The organism is Pseudomonas sp. Q1 (assembly GCF_009935975.1).
In the GTDB taxonomy this organism is placed as follows: domain Bacteria; phylum Pseudomonadota; class Gammaproteobacteria; order Pseudomonadales; family Pseudomonadaceae; genus Aquipseudomonas; species Aquipseudomonas palleroniana.
The window spans coordinates 80,398-99,578 of sequence record NZ_QODI01000003.1 but is presented as its reverse complement, the minus strand read 5'-3'; the positions used below and the strand labels follow the sequence as shown (position 1 = coordinate 99,578).

At 61.6% G+C, this 19,181-nt stretch carries 16 protein-coding genes and 1 pseudogene; 6 read left to right on the top strand and 11 right to left on the bottom strand.

The genetic code is table 11. The annotated features are described in order from the left end of the window. Positions 1–102: 102 nt before the first annotated feature. Positions 103–1,050 (top strand): LysR substrate-binding domain-containing protein, encoded by a 948-nt coding sequence (locus tag DK870_RS05550; RefSeq protein ID WP_161548213.1) that lies wholly within the window; start codon positions 103–105, stop codon positions 1,048–1,050. Positions 1,051–1,262: 212 nt separating this feature from the next. Then, positions 1,263–1,673, top strand: coding sequence for an HPF/RaiA family ribosome-associated protein (locus DK870_RS05545; RefSeq protein WP_161548212.1), 411 nt, complete (start codon positions 1,263–1,265; stop codon positions 1,671–1,673). A 51-nt stretch (positions 1,674–1,724) separates the two neighbouring features. Here DK870_RS05545 and DK870_RS05540 read toward each other — a convergent pair whose 3' ends face one another. Next, entirely contained in the window at positions 1,725–3,233 is a 1,509-nt protein-coding gene (locus tag DK870_RS05540) for an MFS transporter (RefSeq protein ID WP_161548211.1), read from the bottom strand. 105 nt (positions 3,234–3,338) lie between these two features. Between DK870_RS05540 and DK870_RS05535 the strand changes: the two genes are divergently transcribed. After that, positions 3,339–4,178 (top strand): LysR family transcriptional regulator, encoded by an 840-nt coding sequence (locus DK870_RS05535; protein WP_161548210.1) that lies wholly within the window; start codon positions 3,339–3,341, stop codon positions 4,176–4,178. Here the strand turns inward: DK870_RS05535 and fecA are convergent. The 3 genes and pseudogenes from fecA to DK870_RS05520 form a co-directional block, all read right to left on the bottom strand. Further along, positions 4,175–6,510: pseudogene (gene fecA, locus DK870_RS05530) on the bottom strand (TonB-dependent Fe(3+) dicitrate receptor FecA). The gene DK870_RS05535 and the pseudogene fecA overlap by 4 nt on opposite strands. 91 nt (positions 6,511–6,601) lie before the next feature. Continuing rightward, complete coding sequence (locus tag DK870_RS05525; RefSeq protein WP_090366578.1) at positions 6,602–7,543, bottom strand: FecR domain-containing protein; 942 nt, start codon at positions 7,541–7,543, stop codon at positions 6,602–6,604. After that, positions 7,540–8,028 carry a sigma-70 family RNA polymerase sigma factor gene (locus DK870_RS05520; protein WP_161548209.1) on the bottom strand — a complete coding sequence of 163 codons (489 nt, stop codon included), beginning with the start codon at positions 8,026–8,028 and terminating at the stop codon, positions 7,540–7,542. Before DK870_RS05520 ends, DK870_RS05525 begins: the two co-directional genes overlap by 4 nt. 289 nt (positions 8,029–8,317) lie before the next feature. Here DK870_RS05520 and DK870_RS05515 point away from each other — a divergent pair, with 289 nt between their 5' ends. Next, positions 8,318–8,896: an RNA polymerase sigma factor gene (locus DK870_RS05515; protein ID WP_161548208.1), complete on the top strand. Its 579-nt coding sequence runs from the start codon at positions 8,318–8,320 to the stop codon at positions 8,894–8,896. Then, positions 8,893–9,870: a FecR family protein gene (locus DK870_RS05510; protein WP_161548207.1), complete on the top strand. Its 978-nt coding sequence runs from the start codon at positions 8,893–8,895 to the stop codon at positions 9,868–9,870. Before DK870_RS05515 ends, DK870_RS05510 begins: the two co-directional genes overlap by 4 nt. Positions 9,871–10,021: 151 nt before the next feature. Here the strand turns inward: DK870_RS05510 and DK870_RS05505 are convergent, their stop codons facing one another. After that, complete coding sequence (locus DK870_RS05505; protein WP_060754993.1) at positions 10,022–10,372, bottom strand: glutaredoxin family protein; 351 nt, start codon at positions 10,370–10,372, stop codon at positions 10,022–10,024. Further along, positions 10,372–11,376, bottom strand: coding sequence for a nucleoid-associated protein YejK (gene yejK, locus DK870_RS05500; protein ID WP_090366571.1), 1,005 nt, complete (start codon positions 11,374–11,376; stop codon positions 10,372–10,374). The genes DK870_RS05505 and yejK overlap by 1 nt, the downstream gene beginning before the upstream one ends. A gap of 398 nt (positions 11,377–11,774) precedes the next feature. Between yejK and DK870_RS05495 the strand changes: the two genes are divergently transcribed. Then, on the top strand, positions 11,775–12,056 hold the full coding sequence (locus tag DK870_RS05495) for an HU family DNA-binding protein (RefSeq protein WP_003188840.1): 282 nt from the start codon (positions 11,775–11,777) through the stop codon (positions 12,054–12,056). 202 nt (positions 12,057–12,258) lie between these two features. On the opposite strand, the gene rlmF is transcribed toward DK870_RS05495, so the two are convergent. The 5 genes from rlmF to DK870_RS05470 form a co-directional block, all read right to left on the bottom strand. Continuing rightward, positions 12,259–13,278 (bottom strand): 23S rRNA (adenine(1618)-N(6))-methyltransferase RlmF, encoded by a 1,020-nt coding sequence (rlmF, locus tag DK870_RS05490; RefSeq protein ID WP_161548206.1) that lies wholly within the window; start codon positions 13,276–13,278, stop codon positions 12,259–12,261. A 177-nt stretch (positions 13,279–13,455) separates the two neighbouring features. Beyond that, on the bottom strand, positions 13,456–16,302 hold the full coding sequence (locus tag DK870_RS05485) for a valine--tRNA ligase (protein WP_090366567.1): 2,847 nt from the start codon (positions 16,300–16,302) through the stop codon (positions 13,456–13,458). A gap of 212 nt (positions 16,303–16,514) precedes the next feature. Continuing rightward, positions 16,515–16,898 (bottom strand): hypothetical protein, encoded by a 384-nt coding sequence (locus DK870_RS05480; protein ID WP_060754988.1) that lies wholly within the window; start codon positions 16,896–16,898, stop codon positions 16,515–16,517. Positions 16,899–16,905: 7 nt separating this feature from the next. Further along, positions 16,906–17,334, bottom strand: coding sequence for a DNA polymerase III subunit chi (locus tag DK870_RS05475; protein WP_060754987.1), 429 nt, complete (start codon positions 17,332–17,334; stop codon positions 16,906–16,908). A 159-nt stretch (positions 17,335–17,493) separates the two neighbouring features. Further along, positions 17,494–18,984 (bottom strand): leucyl aminopeptidase, encoded by a 1,491-nt coding sequence (locus DK870_RS05470; RefSeq protein WP_161548205.1) that lies wholly within the window; start codon positions 18,982–18,984, stop codon positions 17,494–17,496. Between the last annotated feature and the right edge of the window lie 197 nt (positions 18,985–19,181).

The window sequence follows — 19,181 nt, the reverse complement described above, 5'->3', positions numbered from 1 at the left end:
TGCCATTTTTGTAGGCCGAGCGCAATTGGCGCGATACTGATCCTCTAGATCGGCACTGACCAACGAATTATCCTAAGAAACCCTTTAGCAGGACTAAACGCTATGACCCGCCCACTCCATGGTCAGACCTACGTCTGGCTGCACGTGTTTTCCTGTGCGGCACGGCATCTGTCGTTCACCCGCTGCGCTGAAGAACTGCACATCACGCCGGGGGCGGTGAGCCAGCAGATCCGGCAGTTGGAGGAGCGCTTGGGTTTTCGACTGTTCCATCGCCGGGCGCGTGGGGTTGAACTCAGTGCCGAGGGCCAGCGGTTGGCGGCGACGGTGGGGGAGGCTTACGGCAGCATCGATGCCGAGTTGCAGCGGTTGGACGCGGGCATGATCAGCGGCACCTTGCGCCTGCGTTCGATTCCATCATTTCTGGGCAAGTGGCTGACCCCGCGTTTGCCGCGTTTACAGCAACGCTTCCCGGATATTCAACTGCGCATGGTCGCCGAAGACAGCAGCATTGCCTTGCACGAGGGCGACTTTGACTTGGCGATCGATCTCAACGACGGCAGCTATCCAGGCTTGTTATCCACAGCCCTGCTGGACGAGCAGATATTCCCGGTGTGCGCGCCGAGCCTGCTGCGCGGCCGTCCGCCGTTACACGGACCGGCGGATCTGGCGCACTTCCCGTTGTTGCACGACATCACGGCCTGGCGTGGGAGTTATGAATACGCCGAGTGGGAGTTTTACCTGAATGCCATCGGCTACCACCTCGCCGATGTGCGACGTGGGCACACCTTCAACCGTAACCACCTGACCATCGAAGCCGCCATCGCGGGCATGGGCGTGGCGATTGCGCGGCGCACGTTGCTCAATGACGAACTGGAGCGCGGCACCTTGATTGTGCCCTTCGGTGTCGCCGTGCCCAACCACAAACGCTACGTGCTGCTGTATGCGCCGGGTGCGTTGAGCCATCCGGGCGTGCGTGCGGTGCATGATTGGCTGGTGGAGGAGGCCGAGGTTTTTCGCGGATTGCACCCGTTGGAAGAGGGGCAATTGTGAGGTTCGCAAGGTGTAGGAAGATTTAACTAACTCCCCACCCTAACAGCGTTTTTGCTCGTAGTCAGACTTAATTTGTAATGTGGGATTTATCTTTGCAAAGGGGTTGAAATGTTTCGCTGACTGCTCAATTGTGTCATCAAGAGGTCATGGTTTCACCGCACCGGTGTTGCAGTTGTGACCTCCCGCGAGCTAGCTGAAATAAGGGAAGAACTATGCAAATCCAAGTCAATAGCGATAACCATATTGAAAGCAGCATCCGACTGGAGGAGTGGGTACGTACGACCATTGAGAGCACGCTTGATCGTTATGAAGAACACCTGACCCGCGTTGAGGTTTACCTGCGCGATGAGAACGGCGACAAGCCCGGCCCCCATGACTTGAGTTGCCGGCTGGAAGCCCGGCCAAAGGGGCATCAACCGATCTCGGTCTGCGATAAAGCCGATACGCTGGAGCAGGCGATCGATGGTGCAGCCATCAAGCTTGAGCATGCGTTGGAGCACCTGTTCGGCAAACTGCAAGGCAAGCCACGCGCTGCCGGGAAAAATCTGCCGGCCAACAAAGTCGACGAGGGTGCGCTCGAAGCAGAGTTCGAAGAAAACTTGCAGGCAGCGATTAACAGCTGACCGCTCTTTCTCCCTAGCCAAACGGGCCTGCAGATGCAGGCCCGTTTTCGTTTAACGGCTGCGGAAAAAATACCGGCTCAAGAGTGCCAGGCCGCCAGCACCGATACCGGCGAAGAGCATCGCCCAACCGGCGCCATGGCGCAGCGCCGCCTGGGCGTCTGTCACGGTCAGCCCCGGCACGTCCAGCTTGCCCGCGGCAAGATGCTGGCTGATCGCCGGCCAGTCTGCTGCTGTGGATTCGGGCAGCAAGCTGGCCAGTTGATGACTGATCCCGAGCAGCAACACCAGCCCCATCAGCGCGATATTGAGCGCCAGGGTAATCAGCCGTGCACTGAGATCGATACCCGACGCCATGCCCGCACGGTCGGCCGAGACCGAGCCGGTGGTGGTGTTGGTGGTCGGCGAATTGGTCAGCGCCAAACCCGTGCCCGCGATGACGCAACTGCACAGCATCAGCACGATACTCGGTTGCTCGGTACCGTTGACCAGGGCCATGGCGATAAACCCGGCGCCCATCAAACCCAGGCCCACGGGGATGATCCGTTCGGCGCCATAGCGCAGCGCCAGGCGTTCAGCCAGCGGCGGCACCAGCAAGGTCGGCAAGGTGTAGGCCAGCAGGGCGCCGCCGGTGGTCAGGGTGTCATAGCCCAGGCCCGCCTGGAAATAGAGCGGCAGGTAGATCATGAACGGCCAGAAACTGAAATTCATACCGACCGAGCCCATCAACGCGCCGTTGAAACGCTGGATGCGGAACACCGAGAAGTCGAACATCGGATGCTCGCTGCGCCGCTCAATGACCACAAACAACAGCAACCCGATCAACGACAGACCAGCCCAAGCGAGCATGGCCGGTGAGCCGAAGCCGTGCTCGCTGCCTTGGGTGATGAAGTACACCAGCGCGAATACCGACAGCGTCAAGGTGAGCATGCCGGCGATGTCCAGGCGATGACCCGCCGGGTCCCGCGATTCCTGCACGCTGACCCGCAGCAACGCCAGGGTCAGCAGGGTCAGCGGCACATGCACCAGGAACACCCAGCGCCAATCCGCGATCGCCAGGATCAAGGCCCCTACCATGGGCCCGAAGCCCAGGCCCAGGCCCGCAATCACGCCCCATACCGCGAAGGCCCGCGCACGCGCCGCCGGCTCCCGGAACTGGTGCGAAAGAATGGCGAACTGACAAATCATCATGGCTCCGGCGCCCACACCCTGGACAAAACGCGCCGCGATCAGCATGGGCGCCGTATCGGCCAGCCCACAGGCCAGCGAAGCCAGGCCGAACAGCCACAAGCACAACACCAGCATGCGCCGTCGGCCAAAGCGATCGGCCAGGGTGCCCGCTGCCATCAGCACGCTGGTACAGGCCAGGGTGTAGGCGTTCATGATCCATTGGGCATCCTGGAAGCCTGTGCCCAATTGTTGTTCGAGGGTGGGCAGGATGACCGGCACGCTGGAGATTTCCAGGCCGAACATCAGTGCAACGAGGCACACAGCGGTGAGGGCGAGGCCATCTCTGGCGGTCCGTGGGGCGCTGACGGCCGATACAGCGGCGGCGGGCGGCATGGGCAATTCCTTTGGATTGAATGAGGGTTTATTCTCGCGGGAAAAGAATTCTTTATTCGTGATAAGTTTTCCCTGGATAGGGGATTCAGGAGCGACAATAAAACCATGGCCACTCCACGTTTCGACGGTGTTGAACTGTTTCTGCAAATCGTCGAGAGCGGCAGCCTGACTGAAGCCGCCGAACGTCTGAACCTCACGCGCTCTGCCGTGGGCACGTGCCTGTTGCAGCGTTCCACCCGTCGCCAGCGTCTGACGGAAGATGGGCAGGCCTATCACGAGCATTGCCTGCGTGCACTGGCCGAACTGGAAGCTGCCGAGTCGGTGCTCGAAAGCGGCCGACAACAGCCGCGTGGGCGTCTACGCGCAAGCTTGCCATTGGCGTTCGGCCACCATTATGCGGCGCCTGCCTTGTGGGGCTTGATGGACCTTTACCCGCAATTGGAGATCGAGATTTCATTCTCTGACCGGCTCACGGACCTGGTGCAGGAAGGCTTCGACGTCGCCGTGCGCATCGGCCCGTTACCGGACACCGACCGTCTGAGCGCCCGCCGCCTGGGTGAGCAGTCGGTCGGGTTGGCCGCTTCACCGGCGTACTTGCAGCGTGTCGGGCCGATTGACTGTATTGATGACCTCGCCGGTCACCGAGGCATTGCCTACCGTTGCAATACGTCCTTTCGCTCTGGGGTGGCATCGATGTTGATGCTCGACGACCTCCAGGCCGTGGCCGATGCCGCGATTGCGGGCGTCGGCCTGGCCTGGTTGCCGAGCTGGCTGATTGCGCATTATGTGCTGCGTGGGCAGTTGGAAGCGGTGTTGCCGAACCACCGCGCCCAGCCTGCGCCGATCCATGTGATCTGGCCGACGGCTGCGCATATGCCCGCCAAGGTGCGCTGCGCCATCGACGCCTTGGTGGCGGGCACCCCCAGCTGCCTGGCGGGCAGTTAGAACGCGATGGAGGTTTGCACGTAGACCGTGCGCGGCTCGCCGACGTATTTGCCCTTGTTGTTGTCGTCGAACGAACGGGTGTAGTACTGCTTGTTGAAGATGTTTTTCACACCGACCGCCACGTTCAGGTCTGACAACTGCGGGCCGAAGTCATACGCCGCGCGGCTGCTGAACAGCATGTAGCCGGGGATGCGTCCGTTGGCGCCGTCGGCACTTTCCGCCCGGGTATTGGCGTTATCGGCGAACTGGCTGCTCTGGTAGCTGCTGTCCAGGTTGAGCTTCCAGGGGCCTTCGGTGTAACCCACGCCCAGGGTGCCTTTGTGCTTGGACGAGAACGGCACGCGGTTGCCTTTGTTCGGGCCGTCTTCGCGGATGGTCGCGTCGACGTAAGCGTAGGTGGCGTAGACATCAAAGCCTGTGAGCGCCGGGCTCAACGCATCGAGGGCGTAGTTGACGCTCGATTCGATGCCCTGATGGCGCGTTTCGCCCCGGGCGATCACGGTGTCGTTGGTCTGGTTGCTGTCGTACTGGTTGTCGAAGTTGATCAGGAACGCGCCGATTTCCGCACGCAGGTTGCCGTTGTCATAACGGGTACCCAGTTCCCAGGTACGGGCTTTTTCCGGCTTCCTTCGCCGCTGGCTACGCGGTTGGGCATCTGGCTGTATTGCACGCTGCCGAACGAGCCTTCGGTGTTGGCGTAGAGGTTCCAGTCTTCGGTGAGGTGGTAGAGCACGTTCAACGCCGGGAGTGCGGTGTTGTAGTCGCCCTTGTATTTGACGTTGGTCAGGTTGTTGGTTTGCTGGGACTCGATCATCTCGTAGCGCACGCCCGGCGTGATGGTCCACTTGCCGATGTCGATGCGGTCATCGACGAACAACGCATTGGCCTCGGTGGCGCCACGCGTGTCGCGGTCGTTGCGGCTGTTGGTATCGGGCATTTGCTGGTTGGCGGTGATCGGCGTGCGATAGCGCATTTCGTGACCGGCTTCGCTGATGTAGCGGTAGCCGATGCCGACCTCATGGCGGCTGGGGCCGAGGTCGAAGCCCTGGGCGAAGCGGGTTTCCAGGCCGCGTACCCAGTATTCGCGGGGTGACAGTGAAAGGAAGTTGCCCTGGTCCAGGTAGCCGTTACGCAAGGTGGTGGTGAAGAACGTGTTGGCGGTGAACTCACGGCGGTCTTCCTGGTAGCGATAACCGGCGTTGAACATCGTACGGCGGCCCCAGAATTTGTCGTAGGGGCGGGTGGACTGGTACGGGTCCGCCTTGTAGTCCTTTACGTTCAAGCCGCCGGGCATATCGGCCTGGCCTTCGTAGTACTGAGCCATGGTATTGAAGCTGTTGGCGTCGTCGAGCTGGTAATTGCCCTTGAGAATCAGGTCGTCGATGCGCGTGTTGCTGTTTTCGCGCCAGTCGCCGCCACGGGTGCCGGAATACAGAATCGCGCCGCCCAGGCCGTTGTCGGCCGTGCCGCCGGCCAGCAGGTTGCCGCTGGTCTTGAAGCCATCGTGGCTGGAAGACGGGCTGGTCTCGGTCTGCAAGCCACCTTTGACCGTCGGTGCGTCCGGGATAGCGCGGGTCACGAAGTTGACGATACCGCCGACGTTTTGCGGGCCATAACGCACGGCGCCGCCACCGCGTACCACGTCCACTGCATCCATGTTGCCCGTACTGATCGGGGCGAATGAAAGCTGGGGTTGGCCATACGGTGCGAAGGGCACCGGAATGCCATCCATCAACACCGTGGAGCGCGAGGCCAGCCGTGGGTTGAGGCCGCGAATACCGAAGTTCAGCGCCATGTCATGGCTGCCGGTGCCGTTGTTTTCCGGAGCGTTGACGCCGGGGATGCGGTTGAGCACGTCGCGGGCCTGCGTTGCGCCCTGGCGTTCGAATGCTTCGCGGCGGATCACGTCACGGGCGCCGGGGTGTTCGAACACGTTGGTTTGCTGCGCATCGCCGAGCCAGTCGCCGACGACATTGGAGGTTTGCAGTTCGACCGTCGTGGGGGCGTTGGCCGGTTGCAGGCTATAGGCATTGTTGCCCTCGGCGCGGGCTTGCAGGCCGGTGCCTTCCAGCAGTTTTTGCAAGCCGTCGGCGGCGCCGTAGTTGCCGGATAGACCCCGGCTTTGCATGCCGGCCGTCAGCTCGGAGCCGAAGGAAATCAGCACACCCGCTTCTCGCCCGAATTGGTTCAGGGCCGCTTCCAGCGAAGCCGGTGCGATGTGATAGGGCTTGGCATCGGCCGCCATCACCTGGGGCAGCACGGCGAAACTGAGGCTGGCGCCGAGCAGGAGTTGGCGCAGGGCGCGGGCGAGAGGGGTGGGTTGCTGGAGCATAAAGGGCGGTCCTGAGAAGGAAGGATCAAGGTGGCTTTCCTTCTCTGTCACGCGAGGGCTGGAAAACGGCTCACGGTTGTCGAAAATATTTTCAGGCGCGTGCCTGCACGCTCACCCAGTAACGCGTGAAGCGGCGAACCTTGACCGGCAGGCTGACTTCCAGCAGATCGAGAATGCGTTCGCTGTCGTCCAGCGGATAACTGCCGGACAGCAACAGGTTGGCCACCTGCGGGTCGCAATTGAGCTGACCGCGGCGGTAGCGTCCCAGCTCGGTGAGGAAATCTTCCAGGCGCATATGCGCAGCCATCAGCATGCCATCGGCCCAGGCGCCGCTGTTGGCGTCGACGGGGCGCGGGGTGTCCCAGCCTTTGCGAGTGAAATTCACCTGGCGGCGGGCTTCGACGATCAGTGGCAGGCCGCTGTAGTGGTCGGGCATGACCTCGACGTGGCCGTCGAGTACCGCCAGTTGGGTGTGGTCGTTGAACTGGCGCACATTCAAGCGCGCCGCCTGGCTGCTGAGCAGGCCCTGGCCGGTCAGCACACGCAGGGGCGAATGACCCGCCCGGGCCGTCAGCAGCATTTCGCCGTCGAGCAGGCGGATCGAGCGCTGCCGGCCATCCATGTGCACATCCACCGCGCTGCCGGTGTTGAGCTGCAACTGGCTGCCGTCGGCCAACTGCACTTTGCGACGCTGGCCTACGGGGCTGCGATAGTCGGCACTCAGTGGCGGCAGAATGTGTTGCTGGCGCAGGCCCCAGGCCGCCGCCGACCCCGCGCCGAGGATCAGCAGCAACTTCAGCGCCTGGCGCCGGCTGTTGGACTTCGGCGCGTTCAACGCCGCATGGGCCAGGGGCGAAGGCATGCCGCGCAGGCGCTGGTTAACGCGTTGCATATGCTCCCAGGCGCGCTGATGCTCGCTGTGGGCCGCCAGCCACTGTTGCCAGGCCGCATGCTGGCGCGGGTTGAGGCCACCTTGCTGCATTTCCATCAGCCAGTGCACGGCCTGCTCGGCGACGTGGGTCGAGAAGTTCATAGGGCAAAGTAGCAACGCATGGCTGCTTTATTCAGGTGGCGTTTGACGGTGGCAATCGAGATGCCCAGTTCCGCGCCGATTTGCGCGTAGGTCAGGCCGTTGAGCTGGGCCAGCAGGAAGGCGCGTTTGACTTGAAGCGGCAGGCCGTTGAGCAGTTGGTCCAGCTCGAGCAGGGTTTGCAGGATGATGGCGCGTTCTTCTTCCGAAGGCGCGACGTGCTCGGGCAGTTGCGCCAAGGCGTCGAGGTAGGCGCGTTCCAAGTCCTGGCGACGGTAGTAATTGAACAGGACACGCTTGGCCACGGTGGTGAGGAAGGCGCGGGGTTCGATCAGGGTTGGGGTTTCCCGTGCGGTCAGCACCCGGATAAAGGTGTCTTGCGCCAGGTCCGCGGCACTTTCAGGGCAGCCGAGCTTGCGTCGCAACCAGCCGGTGAGCCAGTGGTGATGGTCGTGGTACAGGACTTCGACGGTGTTGGACGGCTGCAACGCGATCACTCCACGAACATTGGTGTGCGTCAGAGAACAAGAATTGTTCGCATTGTAGGTTGCGTGACAACGTTGGGCAATCCTGCAGCTCAATAAAGGACGCAGGTGATTCATCCGTTCTCTTTTGCTTATGAGAATATTTATCATTAATATCGCGCATTGATGATCCTGGCGCCTCCCGCATGCACAGCACAACCTCACTGTCCGCTTCCTACCGACTGGCCGCGACGTCGCGTGTCGTAGTGGCGCCCGTGATTCTGTTGGCGGTGCTGTGTTGGCGGATGCTGCCATGAGGGTCGGCACCCCACCGGAATCCCAGGACCACCCGCACGCCGATGCGGCCAGTGGGCGTGCGCATTTCCTGCAGGTGTTCTTGTCCCAGCGCTCGCAGATGGAAGCGTTGGTCAGCCGCCGCGTGGGTTGCCGTGCCACGGCGGCCGACCTGGTGCAGGACCTGTTCCTGCGTTTCTGGCGCCGGCCGCTGGTGCAAGTCGAAGAACTCAGCACCTACCTGTTGCGCTGCGCGGGCAACATTGCCATCGACCATCTACGCAGCGAAAGTGCGCGGGTGCGCAGCAGCGAAGGCTGGTTGCCGGAGCAGCAGGACTACCGAGGCTGTGAACCCCAGGCGGCACTCGAAGCGGGCAATGATTTGCGCCATGTCGAAGCCGCTTTGCGCAGTTTGCCGGAGCGCACCCGGCAGATTTTTCTGCTTAACCGCATCCATGGCCGCAAGTATGCGCAGATCGCCCAGGCCATGGGCTTGTCCCAAAGTGCCGTGGAAAAACATATGATGCGTGCCCTCGAAGCCTGCAAGGCCAGCCTTCGTGAACCGCCGCCTCCACGCACGCCAGGGAAAGCACCGTGAACGTCACCCCCACACCCGCTCAGGAGCAGGCCGCGCTCGACTGGTTGAGCCTGTTGCACGACCAGCCCAGCAGTGGCGACCAGGCGACCTTCAGCCGGTGGTTGCGCGCCGACCCGGCGCACGTCGAGGCTTACTCCCAGGCGCAGGTGCTGTGGGAGCTGAGTGAAGTGCCGGCACGTCAACTGGCGGATGAAGAGGCGCTGGTCTTGCAGGGCTACCTCAATGCGATGAACACCCCCAAGCGCTCACGGGTGGTGCGCTGGTCCGGTGCACTGGCGATAGCTGCGAGCCTTCTGTTGATGGTGTGCATGGGCGCAACCTGGCAGCCGTCGCGCTGGGTCGATGACTTGGGCGCCGACTATGTGACGGCGCCCGGTGAGGTGAGGACCGTCACCCTGGCCGATCAATCCCAAGTGACCCTGGATGCCGACAGTGCCATTGCCGTGGATTTCAGCCAGGGCGAGCGCCATATCCAATTGCGTCGCGGCGCCGGTTTTTTCAGCGTGACTCACACCGGCCAACCCTTTGTAGTGGGCGCCGACAGCGGTGAAGCGCGGGTGCTGGGCACGCAGTTCGAGGTGCGCCTGCAACCGGCGGGTGCCCAGGTGACGGTGCTTTCCGGGCGGGTTGCAGTGACGCCTTCCAGGCAGGGCCAGCAACAAATTCTGACGGCAGGCCAGCAAGTGGCCTACGCCGACGGTGTCGCCGAACCTATGCACCCGGTCGACAGCGAATCACGCCTGGCCTGGCGTGACGGTTGGCTCAACTACTACAAGGCGCCCTTGGCCGATGTGGTCAAGGATCTGGGGCGTTACTACCCCGGGCGCATTCTGTTGCTCAACGACGAGATGGCCGGCAAACGTGTGAGTGGCAGCTTTCCGAGCAAAGACCCGCAAGCCGTGTTGAATGCCTTGCAGGCGGTGCTGGGGTTTGAGCAGCACGAGATTCTTGGCCGGATGATTGTCTTGCGCTAGTCACACCTAAGATAAAAGCGCCGCAGAACCCCATGTGGGAGGGGGCTTGCTCCCGATGGCGGTGAATCAGCCAGAACAGCTGGCGCTGACACACTGCTATCGGGAGCAAGCCCCCTCCCACATGGAGTTCTGCTGTGTTTTGTAGAATGGATTACTTCAGCGCGGCCATGATCGCGTCCGGGTTGTAGTCACGGATCAACGTGCCGTTCACGTCCACAAACGGAATACCGCCACCTCCCAACGCCTCATATGCCTTGCGCGCCTGGGCGTCCTTCTCGATGTCGAAAGCCTGGTAGGGGATGCCTTTCTGGTCCAGGAAGCGGCGGGTCTGCTTGCAGTAGCCACACCACTCTGTGGAGTAGAGCACCACGCGCGCCGAGGCGCGTATCGGCTCCGAAACCACCTGCGAGGGGTTGAACACCCGCTCGATCTTGCCCCAGTTCTGGATTACAACCACCACCAGCAACACCAGCAAGACTTTCTTGAACACCCCGCCGAGCATCAGTTGCGGCGCTTGAGCTGGTCGGTCAGTTGGGTCGGCAGGCCCTTGATGATCAAGGTGCCGGCGGCTTCGTCGTACTCGATCTTGTCGCCCAGCAGGTGCGCCTCGAAGCTGATGGACAAGCCTTCGGCGCGGCCGGTGAAACGGCGGAACTGGTTGAGGGTGCGCTTATCCGCCGGGATTTCCGGCGACAGGCCGTAGTCCTTGTTGCGGATATGGTCGTAGAACGCTTTTGGCCGATCTTCATCGATCAAGCCCGACAGTTCTTCCAGGCCCATGGGTTCGCCGAGCTTGGCCTGGCTGCTGGCGTAATCCACCAGGGTCTTGGTTTTCTCGCGGGCGGATTCGTCCGGCAGGTCTTCGCTTTCGACGAAGTCGCTGAAGGCCTTGAGCAAGGTGCGGGTCTCGCCCGGCCCGTCGACGCCTTCCTGGCAACCGATGAAGTCGCGGAAGTACTCCGAGACCTTCTTGCCGTTCTTGCCCTTGATAAACGAGATGTACTGCTTGGATTGCTTGTTGTTCTGCCACTCGGACACATTGATCCGCGCCGCCAGGTGCAGTTGGCCAAGGTCGAGGTGGCGCGACGGGGTCACGTCCAGCTCGTCGGTCACCGCCACACCTTCACTGTGGTGCAGCAGGGCAATGGCCAGGTAATCGGTCATGCCTTGCTGGTAATGCGCAAACAGCACGTGGCCGCCGGTGGAGAGGTTGGACTCCTCCATCAGCTTTTGCAGGTGCTCGACTGCCATCCGGCTGAAACGGGTGAAATCCTGGGCACCGTCGAAATATTCCTTCAACCAGCCGCTGAACGGGTGCGCGCCGGACTCGGCATGGAAGAACCCCCAGGCCTTGCCTTGTTTGGCGTTGTAGCTCTCGTTGAGGTCGGCAAGCATATTCTCGATGGCGGCGGATTCGGACAGCTCCGTATCGCGGGCGTGAAGAACTGCGGGTGTGCCGTCGGGTTTTTTGTCGATCAGGTGGACGATGCAATGACGGATCGGCATAGGCTTCTCGGCTGGTTGAAGGGGAGCCGGTGGCCTCCCCGAAAAGTCGCCCAGTGTACCGCACCCATTGGTCAAGACACGCCTGGAAGGCTATTTTGGATGCTCTCTGACGGGGCATATGCCTTTTTTTCACGGTTTAGAGCGATAAAGCTGACCAAATGGCTAGGTAGAGGCGGATATTTCCCCGTCTCTGTGCTAGTTTTGCCCCGTCTTACGCCAAGTCTCGGCGTTAAGCGTGCATTCAGCATCTGTCAGGTCGAACCAATCCCCGTTTCAAGCATCTATAACCCCGATCTCCGCGGTTATTAAGCCTGGGGTGCCAGGCCTAGACGGTCGGGCTCGATGGCTGACACTGCACTCTGCAATCCATATGAATTTGATAGGGAAGGAACACCACAATGGCTATTACTAAAGACCAACTGATCGCTGACCTGGCTGAAGCAGTAGACGCACCGAAAACTACCGTGCGCGCTCTGCTGGACCAACTGAGCCAAGTTGTTGCTGATCAGCTGGAAAACGGCGGCGAAATCACTCTGCCAGGCGTTGGCAAACTGAAAGTGACCGAGCGTCCTGCCCGTACTGGCCGTAACCCTTCGACTGGCGCTGCCATCGAAATCGCTGCCAAGAAAGTTATCAAGCTGGTTGTGGCCAAAGGCCTGACCGACGCTGTTAACAAGTAAGACGCAGCAAAAAAACCGTGCTCCGGAGCGATCCGGGCACGGTTTTTTATTGCCTGCGATTTGCCTTGTAGTGAGCGGGCTTGCCCGCGCTGGGTGGCGAAGCCGCCCTAAAACCGGCAATTGTGGTCAGGCAGGAAAAATGCAGTGTCTGGTATGGGGCTGCTTCGCAGCCCAGCGCGGGCAAGCCCGCTCGCTACAGGGGTCAGTTGCGGACCCAGCGTTGGCGCCAGATCAGTTGTTCGTTCTTGGTCTGGAAGGTCCAGGCGACGAAACGGCTTTGTTTCTGCCCCTGGGACATCTCCACCACCTGGCTTTCCAGCGCGCCGGCCTTTTTCAGTGCCGTCTCGATCGCGGGCAGGTTCGACGCTTTTGACACCAGGGTGCTGAACCACAACACCTTGTGGGCAAAATGCGCGCTCTCGGCAATCAGCTGCGTCACAAACCGCGCTTCACCGCCTTCACACCACAACTCGGCCGATTGGCCACCGAAATTCAATACCGGCAACTTGCGCTTGGGATCCGCCTTGCCCAAGGCACGCCACTTGCGTTCGCTGCCCTTGGTGGCTTCCTCCATGGACCCATGGAATGGTGGGTTGCACATCGTCAGGTCAAAGCGCTCGCCCGGTTCCAGCAACCCCAGCAGGATCTGCTTGGGATTGGGTTGCTGGCGCAGTTGAATGACTTTGCCCAGGTCGTTGGACTGCACGATGGCCTTGGCTGCGGCCACGGCGACAGGGTCGACGTCCGAGCCCAGGAAGTTCCAGCGGTACTCCATGTAGCCAATCAGGGGGTAGACGCAGTTGGCGCCCATGCCGACGTCCAGCACCTTGACGATAGAACCGCGCGGGATCTTGCCGTCATTGGTGCTGGCCAGCAGGTCGGCGAGGAAGTGCACGTAGTCGGCGCGCCCAGGCACCGGTGGGCACAGGTAGTCGGCAGGGATGTCCCAGTGCTGGATACCATAGAAGGCCTTGAGCAGCGCCCGGTTGAAGACCCGCACCGCCTCCGGGCTAGCGAAGTCGATGCTTTCCTTGCCGTACGGGTTGATGATCACGAACTTCGCCAGTTCCGGCGTGATCTTGATCAGCGCCGGGAAGTCGTAACGGCCTGTGTGACGGTTGCGCGGGTGCAGAGTGGCCTCTTTGCGCGGCACGACGGGTTTGGCCGTGGCTGCGGTTTTAGGCTTCTTGCGCGGAGGTTTTGGCGTACTGGGGGCGGTCATGATGATTCTGGTGTTGGCTCAAAGTGGCGAGCATTGTCACACATCCCGAGGTGATCTCGGGCAAATGTGGGAGAGGGCAGGTCCCCTTCCACCTTGATTGTATTGCCAGCCTGGAATTGGGGAGTTCCAGGCAAAAAAAAGAGACCCGAAGGTCTCTTTTTTCACACAGGTTCCGCCTTACAGGCTGGAAATCCGCGCATGCTGCTCCGCCAGCTTGCCCAGGGCCTGTTCAGCCTCGGCGAGCTTGGCGCGCTCTTTGTCGATCACTTCAGCCGGCGCCTTGTCGACAAAAGCCGCGTTGGACAACTTGCCGCCCACCCGCTGCACTTCGCCTTGCAGGCGGGCGATTTCCTTGTCCAGGCGCGCCAGTTCGGCGCCCTTGTCGATCAGGCCGGCCATCGGCACCAGCACTTCCATGTCGCCCACCAATGCGGTGGCGGACAGCGGTGCTTCGGCGCCATCAGCCAAGACAGTGATGGACTCCAGCTTCGCCAGCTTCTTGAGCAGTGCATCGTTCTCGCTGAGGCGACGCTGGTCTTCGGCGCTGGCGTTCTTGACGAATACCGCCAGTGGCTTGCCCGGCCCGATGTTCATCTCGGCGCGGATGTTGCGCGTGCCGAGCATCAGGGTCTTGAGCCATTCGATATCGCTTTCGGCCGCCTCATCGATGCGCGCTTCGTTGGCCACCGGCCAAGGTTGCAGCATGATGGTCTTGCCTTCGATACCGGCCAGCGGCGCCAGGCGCTGCCAGATTTCTTCGGTGATGAACGGCATGAACGGATGCGCCAGGCGCAGTGCCACTTCGAGCACGCGCACCAGGGTGCGACGGGTGCCACGCTGGCGTTCGATCGGCGCGTTCTCGTCCCACAGCACGGGCTTGGACAGCTCCAGGTACCAGTCGCAATACTGGTTCCAGATGAACTCGTACAAGGCCTGTGCGGCCAGGTCGAAACGGAACTGGTCAAGTTGGCGGGTGACTTCGGCTTCGGTGCGCTGCAACTGCGAGATGATCCAGCGGTCGGCCAGGCTCAGCTCGTAGGCTTCGCCGTTCTGGCCGCAGTCTTCGCCTTTATCCAGCACGTAGCGCGCCGCGTTCCAGATCTTGTTGCAGAAGTTGCGATAGCCTTCGACGCGGCCCATGTCGAACTTGATGTCGCGACCGGTGGACGCCAGCGAGCAGAAGGTGAAGCGCAGGGCATCGGTGCCGTAGCTGGCGATGCCGTCGGCAAACTCGTCGCGGGTCTGCTTCTCGATCTTCTTCGCCAGCTTCGGCTGCATCAGGCCCGAGGTGCGTTTCTGCACCAGGGTTTCCAGGTCGATGCCGTCGATGATGTCCAGCGGGTCCAGCACGTTGCCCTTGGACTTGGACATCTTCTGGCCCTGGCCATCACGCACCAGCCCGTGCACGTACACGGTCTTGAATGGTACCTGCGGCGTGCCATCTTCGTTCTTCACCAGGTGCATGGTCAGCATGATCATCCGGGCGACCCAGAAGAAAATGATGTCAAAGCCGGTGACCAGCACGTCGGTAGAGTGGAATTTCTTGAGGAATTCGGTCTGCTGCGGCCAGCCCAGGGTAGAGAAGGTCCACAGGCCCGAACTGAACCAGGTGTCCAGTACGTCGTTGTCCTGTTGCAGCGCAATGTCGGCACCGAGGTTGTGCTTGGCACGGACTTCGGCTTCATCGCGGCCTACATAGACCTTGCCCGATTCGTCGTACCAGGCCGGAATGCGGTGGCCCCACCACAGTTGACGGCTGATGCACCAGTCCTGGATGTCGCGCATCCACGAGAAGTACATGTTTTCGTACTGCTTGGGCACGAACTGGATGCGGCCATCTTCCACGGCGGCGATCGCAGGTTCTGCCAGCGGTTTGGTGGACACGTACCACTGGTCGGTCAGCCACGGCTCGATCACGGTGCCGGAGCGGTCGCCCTTCGGCACTTTCAGGCCGTGGTCGTCAACGCTGACCAACAGGCCGGCGGCGTCGAAGGCGGCGACGATCTGCTTGCGTGCTTCGAAACGGTCGAGGCCGACGTATTCAGCCGGGATCTTGCCGTCAATGCTGTCGTTCAGCGTACCGTCCAGGTTGAAGACCTGGCAGGCCGGCAAGACGGCGGCATTTTTGTCGAAGATGTTCAGCAGCGGCAGGTTGTGGCGCTTGCCGACTTCGTAGTCATTGAAGTCGTGGGCCGGGGTGATTTTCACGCAGCCGGTGCCGAATTCTGGGTCGCAGTAGTCGTCCGCGATAATCGGGATGCGACGGCCGACCAGCGGCAGTTCGACGAACTTGCCGATCAGCGCCTGGTAGCGCTCATCGTTCGGGTTGACGGCTACGGCGGCGTCGCCGAGCATGGTTTCCGGACGGGTGGTCGCGACGATCAGGTAATCGTTGCCTTCAGCAGTCTTGGCGCCATCGGCCAGCGGATACTTGAGGTTCCACAGGAAACCTTTCTCGTCGTGGTTTTCCACTTCGAGGTCGGAGATCGCCGTGTGCAGCTTGGTGTCCCAGTTGACCAGGCGCTTGCCGCGGTAGATCAGGCCGTCTTCATGCAGGCGCACAAAGGCTTCCTTCACCGCTTCCGACAGGCCATCGTCCATGGTGAAGCGTTCGCGACTCCAGTCTACGGACGAGCCGAGGCGACGGATCTGACGGCTGATATTGCCGCCGGACTGGTCTTTCCATTCCCAGACTTTCTCGAGGAATTTCTCGCGGCCCAGGTCGTGACGGTTCTGGCCGGTGGCCTCGAGTTGGCGTTCCACCAGCATCTGGGTGGCGATACCGGCGTGGTCGGTGCCCGGCTGCCACAGGGTGTCGCGACCCTGCATACGGCGGAAACGGATCAACGCATCCATGATCGCATTGTTGAAGCCATGGCCCATGTGCAGGCTGCCAGTGACGTTCGGTGGCGGAATCATGATGGTGTAGGAATCGCCCGCGCCTTGCGGGGCGAAATAATTCTCGGATTCCCAGGTGTTGTACCAGGAAGTTTCGATGGCGTGCGGCTGGTAGGTCTTATCCATGCGCGGCGGGACCCTAGTTGGCATTAATTCAGGAAAGCCGGCAAGTATAACGGGGGATAGGGCGCAGGGCGAGGCGAAGACGGGCTTGACGTGTATGGGGGGTAAATGTGGGAGGGGGCTTGCCCCCGATAGCAGTGGACCAGCCAGTTCAGGGGTAGCTGATACCCCGCTATCGGGAGCAAGCCCCCTCCCACAGAGGATCTTTGTTTGATTTAAGACTGATACTGGCTGAGCAACCGCTCCATCCGCGCATCCAGCCGGCGCTTGATCTCGGTTTCGATGTGCGGGGCAAAGTCGTCGATCACGTCCTGCATGATCAGTTGCGCGGCGGCGCGCAGTTCGTTGTCCAGGTGCAGCAGCAGGGCGTCTTGGCCTTTTTCGGCGGGGGCCGGCTCGACGGCGGGCGCCTGCGCAACCGGTTCCGGTGCGACGGGTTTGCCGCCGACCATGTCGAACAGCAGCGGAATCTGTACCTCGCCTTCGACCGTCTCGGTCAGCAGCGGCGGTTGCAAGTCATCATCACCCAGCAACTTGCGGATCGACTCCAGGTCGTCCAGCAGGTGGTCGTCTTTTTTTAAAGGGTTGGAAGTGTCCATCATTTACTCAAAGTCGTTGTAGCCGGTGATCTTGCAGAGGATAGCCCTGTTCGCGGTAGAAACGGAAACTCTCCCGCGCGGCCTGACGAATAGCCGGATCTTCCACCACCACTTCCGCCACCCGGGCGAACGCCTTGGCAAAGGGCGGTACTTTCAGGTCGAGGTTGACCAGCAGGTCATGGTGATCGCCGCAGCTGTCGCCCAATCCCAGGACGACCAGGCCGTCGGGTTCGGATTCGGCGGGGCCGTGAGGCACGAAGCTTTCACCCTTGAAGCGCCACAGGCGGGCATCGAGCTCGTCACGTTGGGCGGCATCGCTGCAATGCAGGTAAATGCGGTGGCCCATGCGCCAGGCCTTTTCGGTGAGTTTGCAGGCAAAGTCCAGGCGCGCGAGCGGGTCGGCGCTGGGCAATATATAGAAGTCGACTTGGGTCATTGCGGTTCCTGAACGGCCTCAACCGGGATAAAAGCGAGCGTATTGTGGCGAGCAAGCTTGCTTGCGCCGGGGCGCGAAGCGGCCCCAGAAAAGCTGGGGACTACTGCGCAGTCCAGCGGGAGCAAGCTCCCTCGCCACGACATTCTCGCTCCTACAGGGTTAGGCCTTGGCGCGATCCAGCAGGTACTGGGTCAGCAGTGGAACCGGACGACCAGTGGCTCCCTTGTCCTTGCCGCCGCTGGTCCAGGCCGTGCCGGCGATGTCCAGGTGCGCCCAGTTGAAGTTCTTGGCGAAGCGCGACAGGAAGCAGGCCGCGGTGATGGTGCCGGCTTTCGGGCCGCCGATGTTGGCGATATCGGCAAACGGGCTATCCAGCTGTTCCTGGTACTCATCGAACAGCGGCAATTGCCAGGCGCGGTCGTCGGCGGCTTTACCGGCGCTGAGCAGTTGCTCGATCAGCTCGTCGTTGTTGCCCAGCAGGCCCGAGGTGTGGGAACCCAGGGCGACGACGCAGGCGCCGGTGAGAGTGGCGATGTCGATCACGGCCTGCGGCTTGAAGCGCTCGGCATAGGTGAGGGCATCGCACAGCACCAGGCGGCCTTCGGCGTCGGTGTTGAGGATTTCGACGGTCTGGCCGCTCAGGGTGGTGACGATGTCGCCCGGACGCGAAGCGCCGCCGCTCGGCATGTTCTCGGCACAGGCCAGGATGCACACCAGGTTGATCGGCAGTTTCAGCTCCAGCACGGCACGCAGGGTCCCGAAGACGCTGGCGGCGCCGCCCATGTCGTACTTCATCTCATCCATGCCCAGGCCCGGCTTGAGGCTGATGCCGCCGGTGTCGAAGGTGATGCCTTTACCCACCAGGGCGTAAGGCTTCTCGGACTTCTTGCCGCCGTTGTATTGCATCACGATCAAGCGTGGCGGCTGGTCGCTGCCCTGGCCCACGGCATAGAACGAGCCCATGCCCAGTTCCTTGATCTTCTTCTCGTCGAGCACTTCGACTTTCAAGCCTTTGAACTCTTTACCCAGTGCCTTGGCCTGTTCGCCGAGGAAGGTCGGATGGCAGATGTTCGGCGGCAGGTTGCCGAGGTCGCGGGTGAACGACATGCCATTGGCGATGGCCTGGGCGTGGGTCACGGCGCGCTGGACTTCAGCCTGGGCGGCCTTGATGGTCAGCAGGGTGATTTTTTTCAGGGCGCGGGGTTCGGCTTTCTGGCTCTTGAACTGGTCGAAGATGTAACCGCCGTCGACCAGGGTCTCGGCCAGCAGGCGCGTCTTGCCGTAGCTGTCGCGGCCTTTTACGACGATTTCATCGAGTGCCACCGTCGCTTCGCTACCGCCCAGGTCCTTGAGGGTGCTGAGGATGCCGCTGATGATCTTTCGGAACGGACGGTCGCCCAGTTCGGCGTCCTTGCCCACGCCAACCAGCAAGACGCGCTCGGCTTTGAGGTTGGGCAGGCTTTGCAGCAGCAGGCTCTGGCCGACTTTGCCGGCCAGGTCGCCGCGCTTGAGCACGGCGCTGATGGCGCCACCGCTCAATTCGTCCAGCTGCTTGGCGGCGGTGCCGAGTTTGCGGCCTTCGCCGACAGCGACCACGAGGGTGGCGGTTTTCAACGTTTCGGGGCTAACGCTTTTTACAACCAATTCCATTTTCGGGTCCCTTATCAAGGTCTGTGAGCCTGAGGTTTGTACGCAGGCTTTAACGCCTGGCGGCTTGGTAAACCGCCAGCGGCAAAGGCCGCAGTTTGAACCTCGCCGACGGAACCTGACAACCCTTGCCACATGCTTTGTGCACGCGCATGAGTAAGCTCCGTGACAGGCGCGGTCAATCACAGGATAATGCGCAA

Bases quoted from the DNA above. Each gene is read 5' to 3' on its own strand.
- DK870_RS05550 (WP_161548213.1), top strand. From the start codon at position 103: ATGACCCGCCCACTCCATGGTCAGACCTACGTCTGGCTGCACGTGTTT.
- DK870_RS05545 (WP_161548212.1), top strand. From the start codon at position 1,263: ATGCAAATCCAAGTCAATAGCGATAACCATATTGAAAGCAGCATCCGA.
- DK870_RS05540 (WP_161548211.1), bottom strand. From the start codon at position 3,233: ATGCCGCCCGCCGCCGCTGTATCGGCCGTCAGCGCCCCACGGACCGCC.
- DK870_RS05535 (WP_161548210.1), top strand. From the start codon at position 3,339: ATGGCCACTCCACGTTTCGACGGTGTTGAACTGTTTCTGCAAATCGTC.
- DK870_RS05525 (WP_090366578.1), bottom strand. From the start codon at position 7,543: ATGAACTTCTCGACCCACGTCGCCGAGCAGGCCGTGCACTGGCTGATG.
- DK870_RS05515 (WP_161548208.1), top strand. From the start codon at position 8,318: ATGAGGGTCGGCACCCCACCGGAATCCCAGGACCACCCGCACGCCGAT.
- DK870_RS05505 (WP_060754993.1), bottom strand. From the start codon at position 10,372: ATGCTCGGCGGGGTGTTCAAGAAAGTCTTGCTGGTGTTGCTGGTGGTG.
- yejK (WP_090366571.1), bottom strand. From the start codon at position 11,376: ATGCCGATCCGTCATTGCATCGTCCACCTGATCGACAAAAAACCCGAC.
- DK870_RS05495 (WP_003188840.1), top strand. From the start codon at position 11,775: ATGGCTATTACTAAAGACCAACTGATCGCTGACCTGGCTGAAGCAGTA.
- rlmF (WP_161548206.1), bottom strand. From the start codon at position 13,278: ATGACCGCCCCCAGTACGCCAAAACCTCCGCGCAAGAAGCCTAAAACC.
- DK870_RS05485 (WP_090366567.1), bottom strand. From the start codon at position 16,302: ATGGATAAGACCTACCAGCCGCACGCCATCGAAACTTCCTGGTACAAC.
- DK870_RS05480 (WP_060754988.1), bottom strand. From the start codon at position 16,898: ATGGACACTTCCAACCCTTTAAAAAAAGACGACCACCTGCTGGACGAC.
- DK870_RS05475 (WP_060754987.1), bottom strand. From the start codon at position 17,334: ATGACCCAAGTCGACTTCTATATATTGCCCAGCGCCGACCCGCTCGCG.
- DK870_RS05470 (WP_161548205.1), bottom strand. From the start codon at position 18,984: ATGGAATTGGTTGTAAAAAGCGTTAGCCCCGAAACGTTGAAAACCGCC.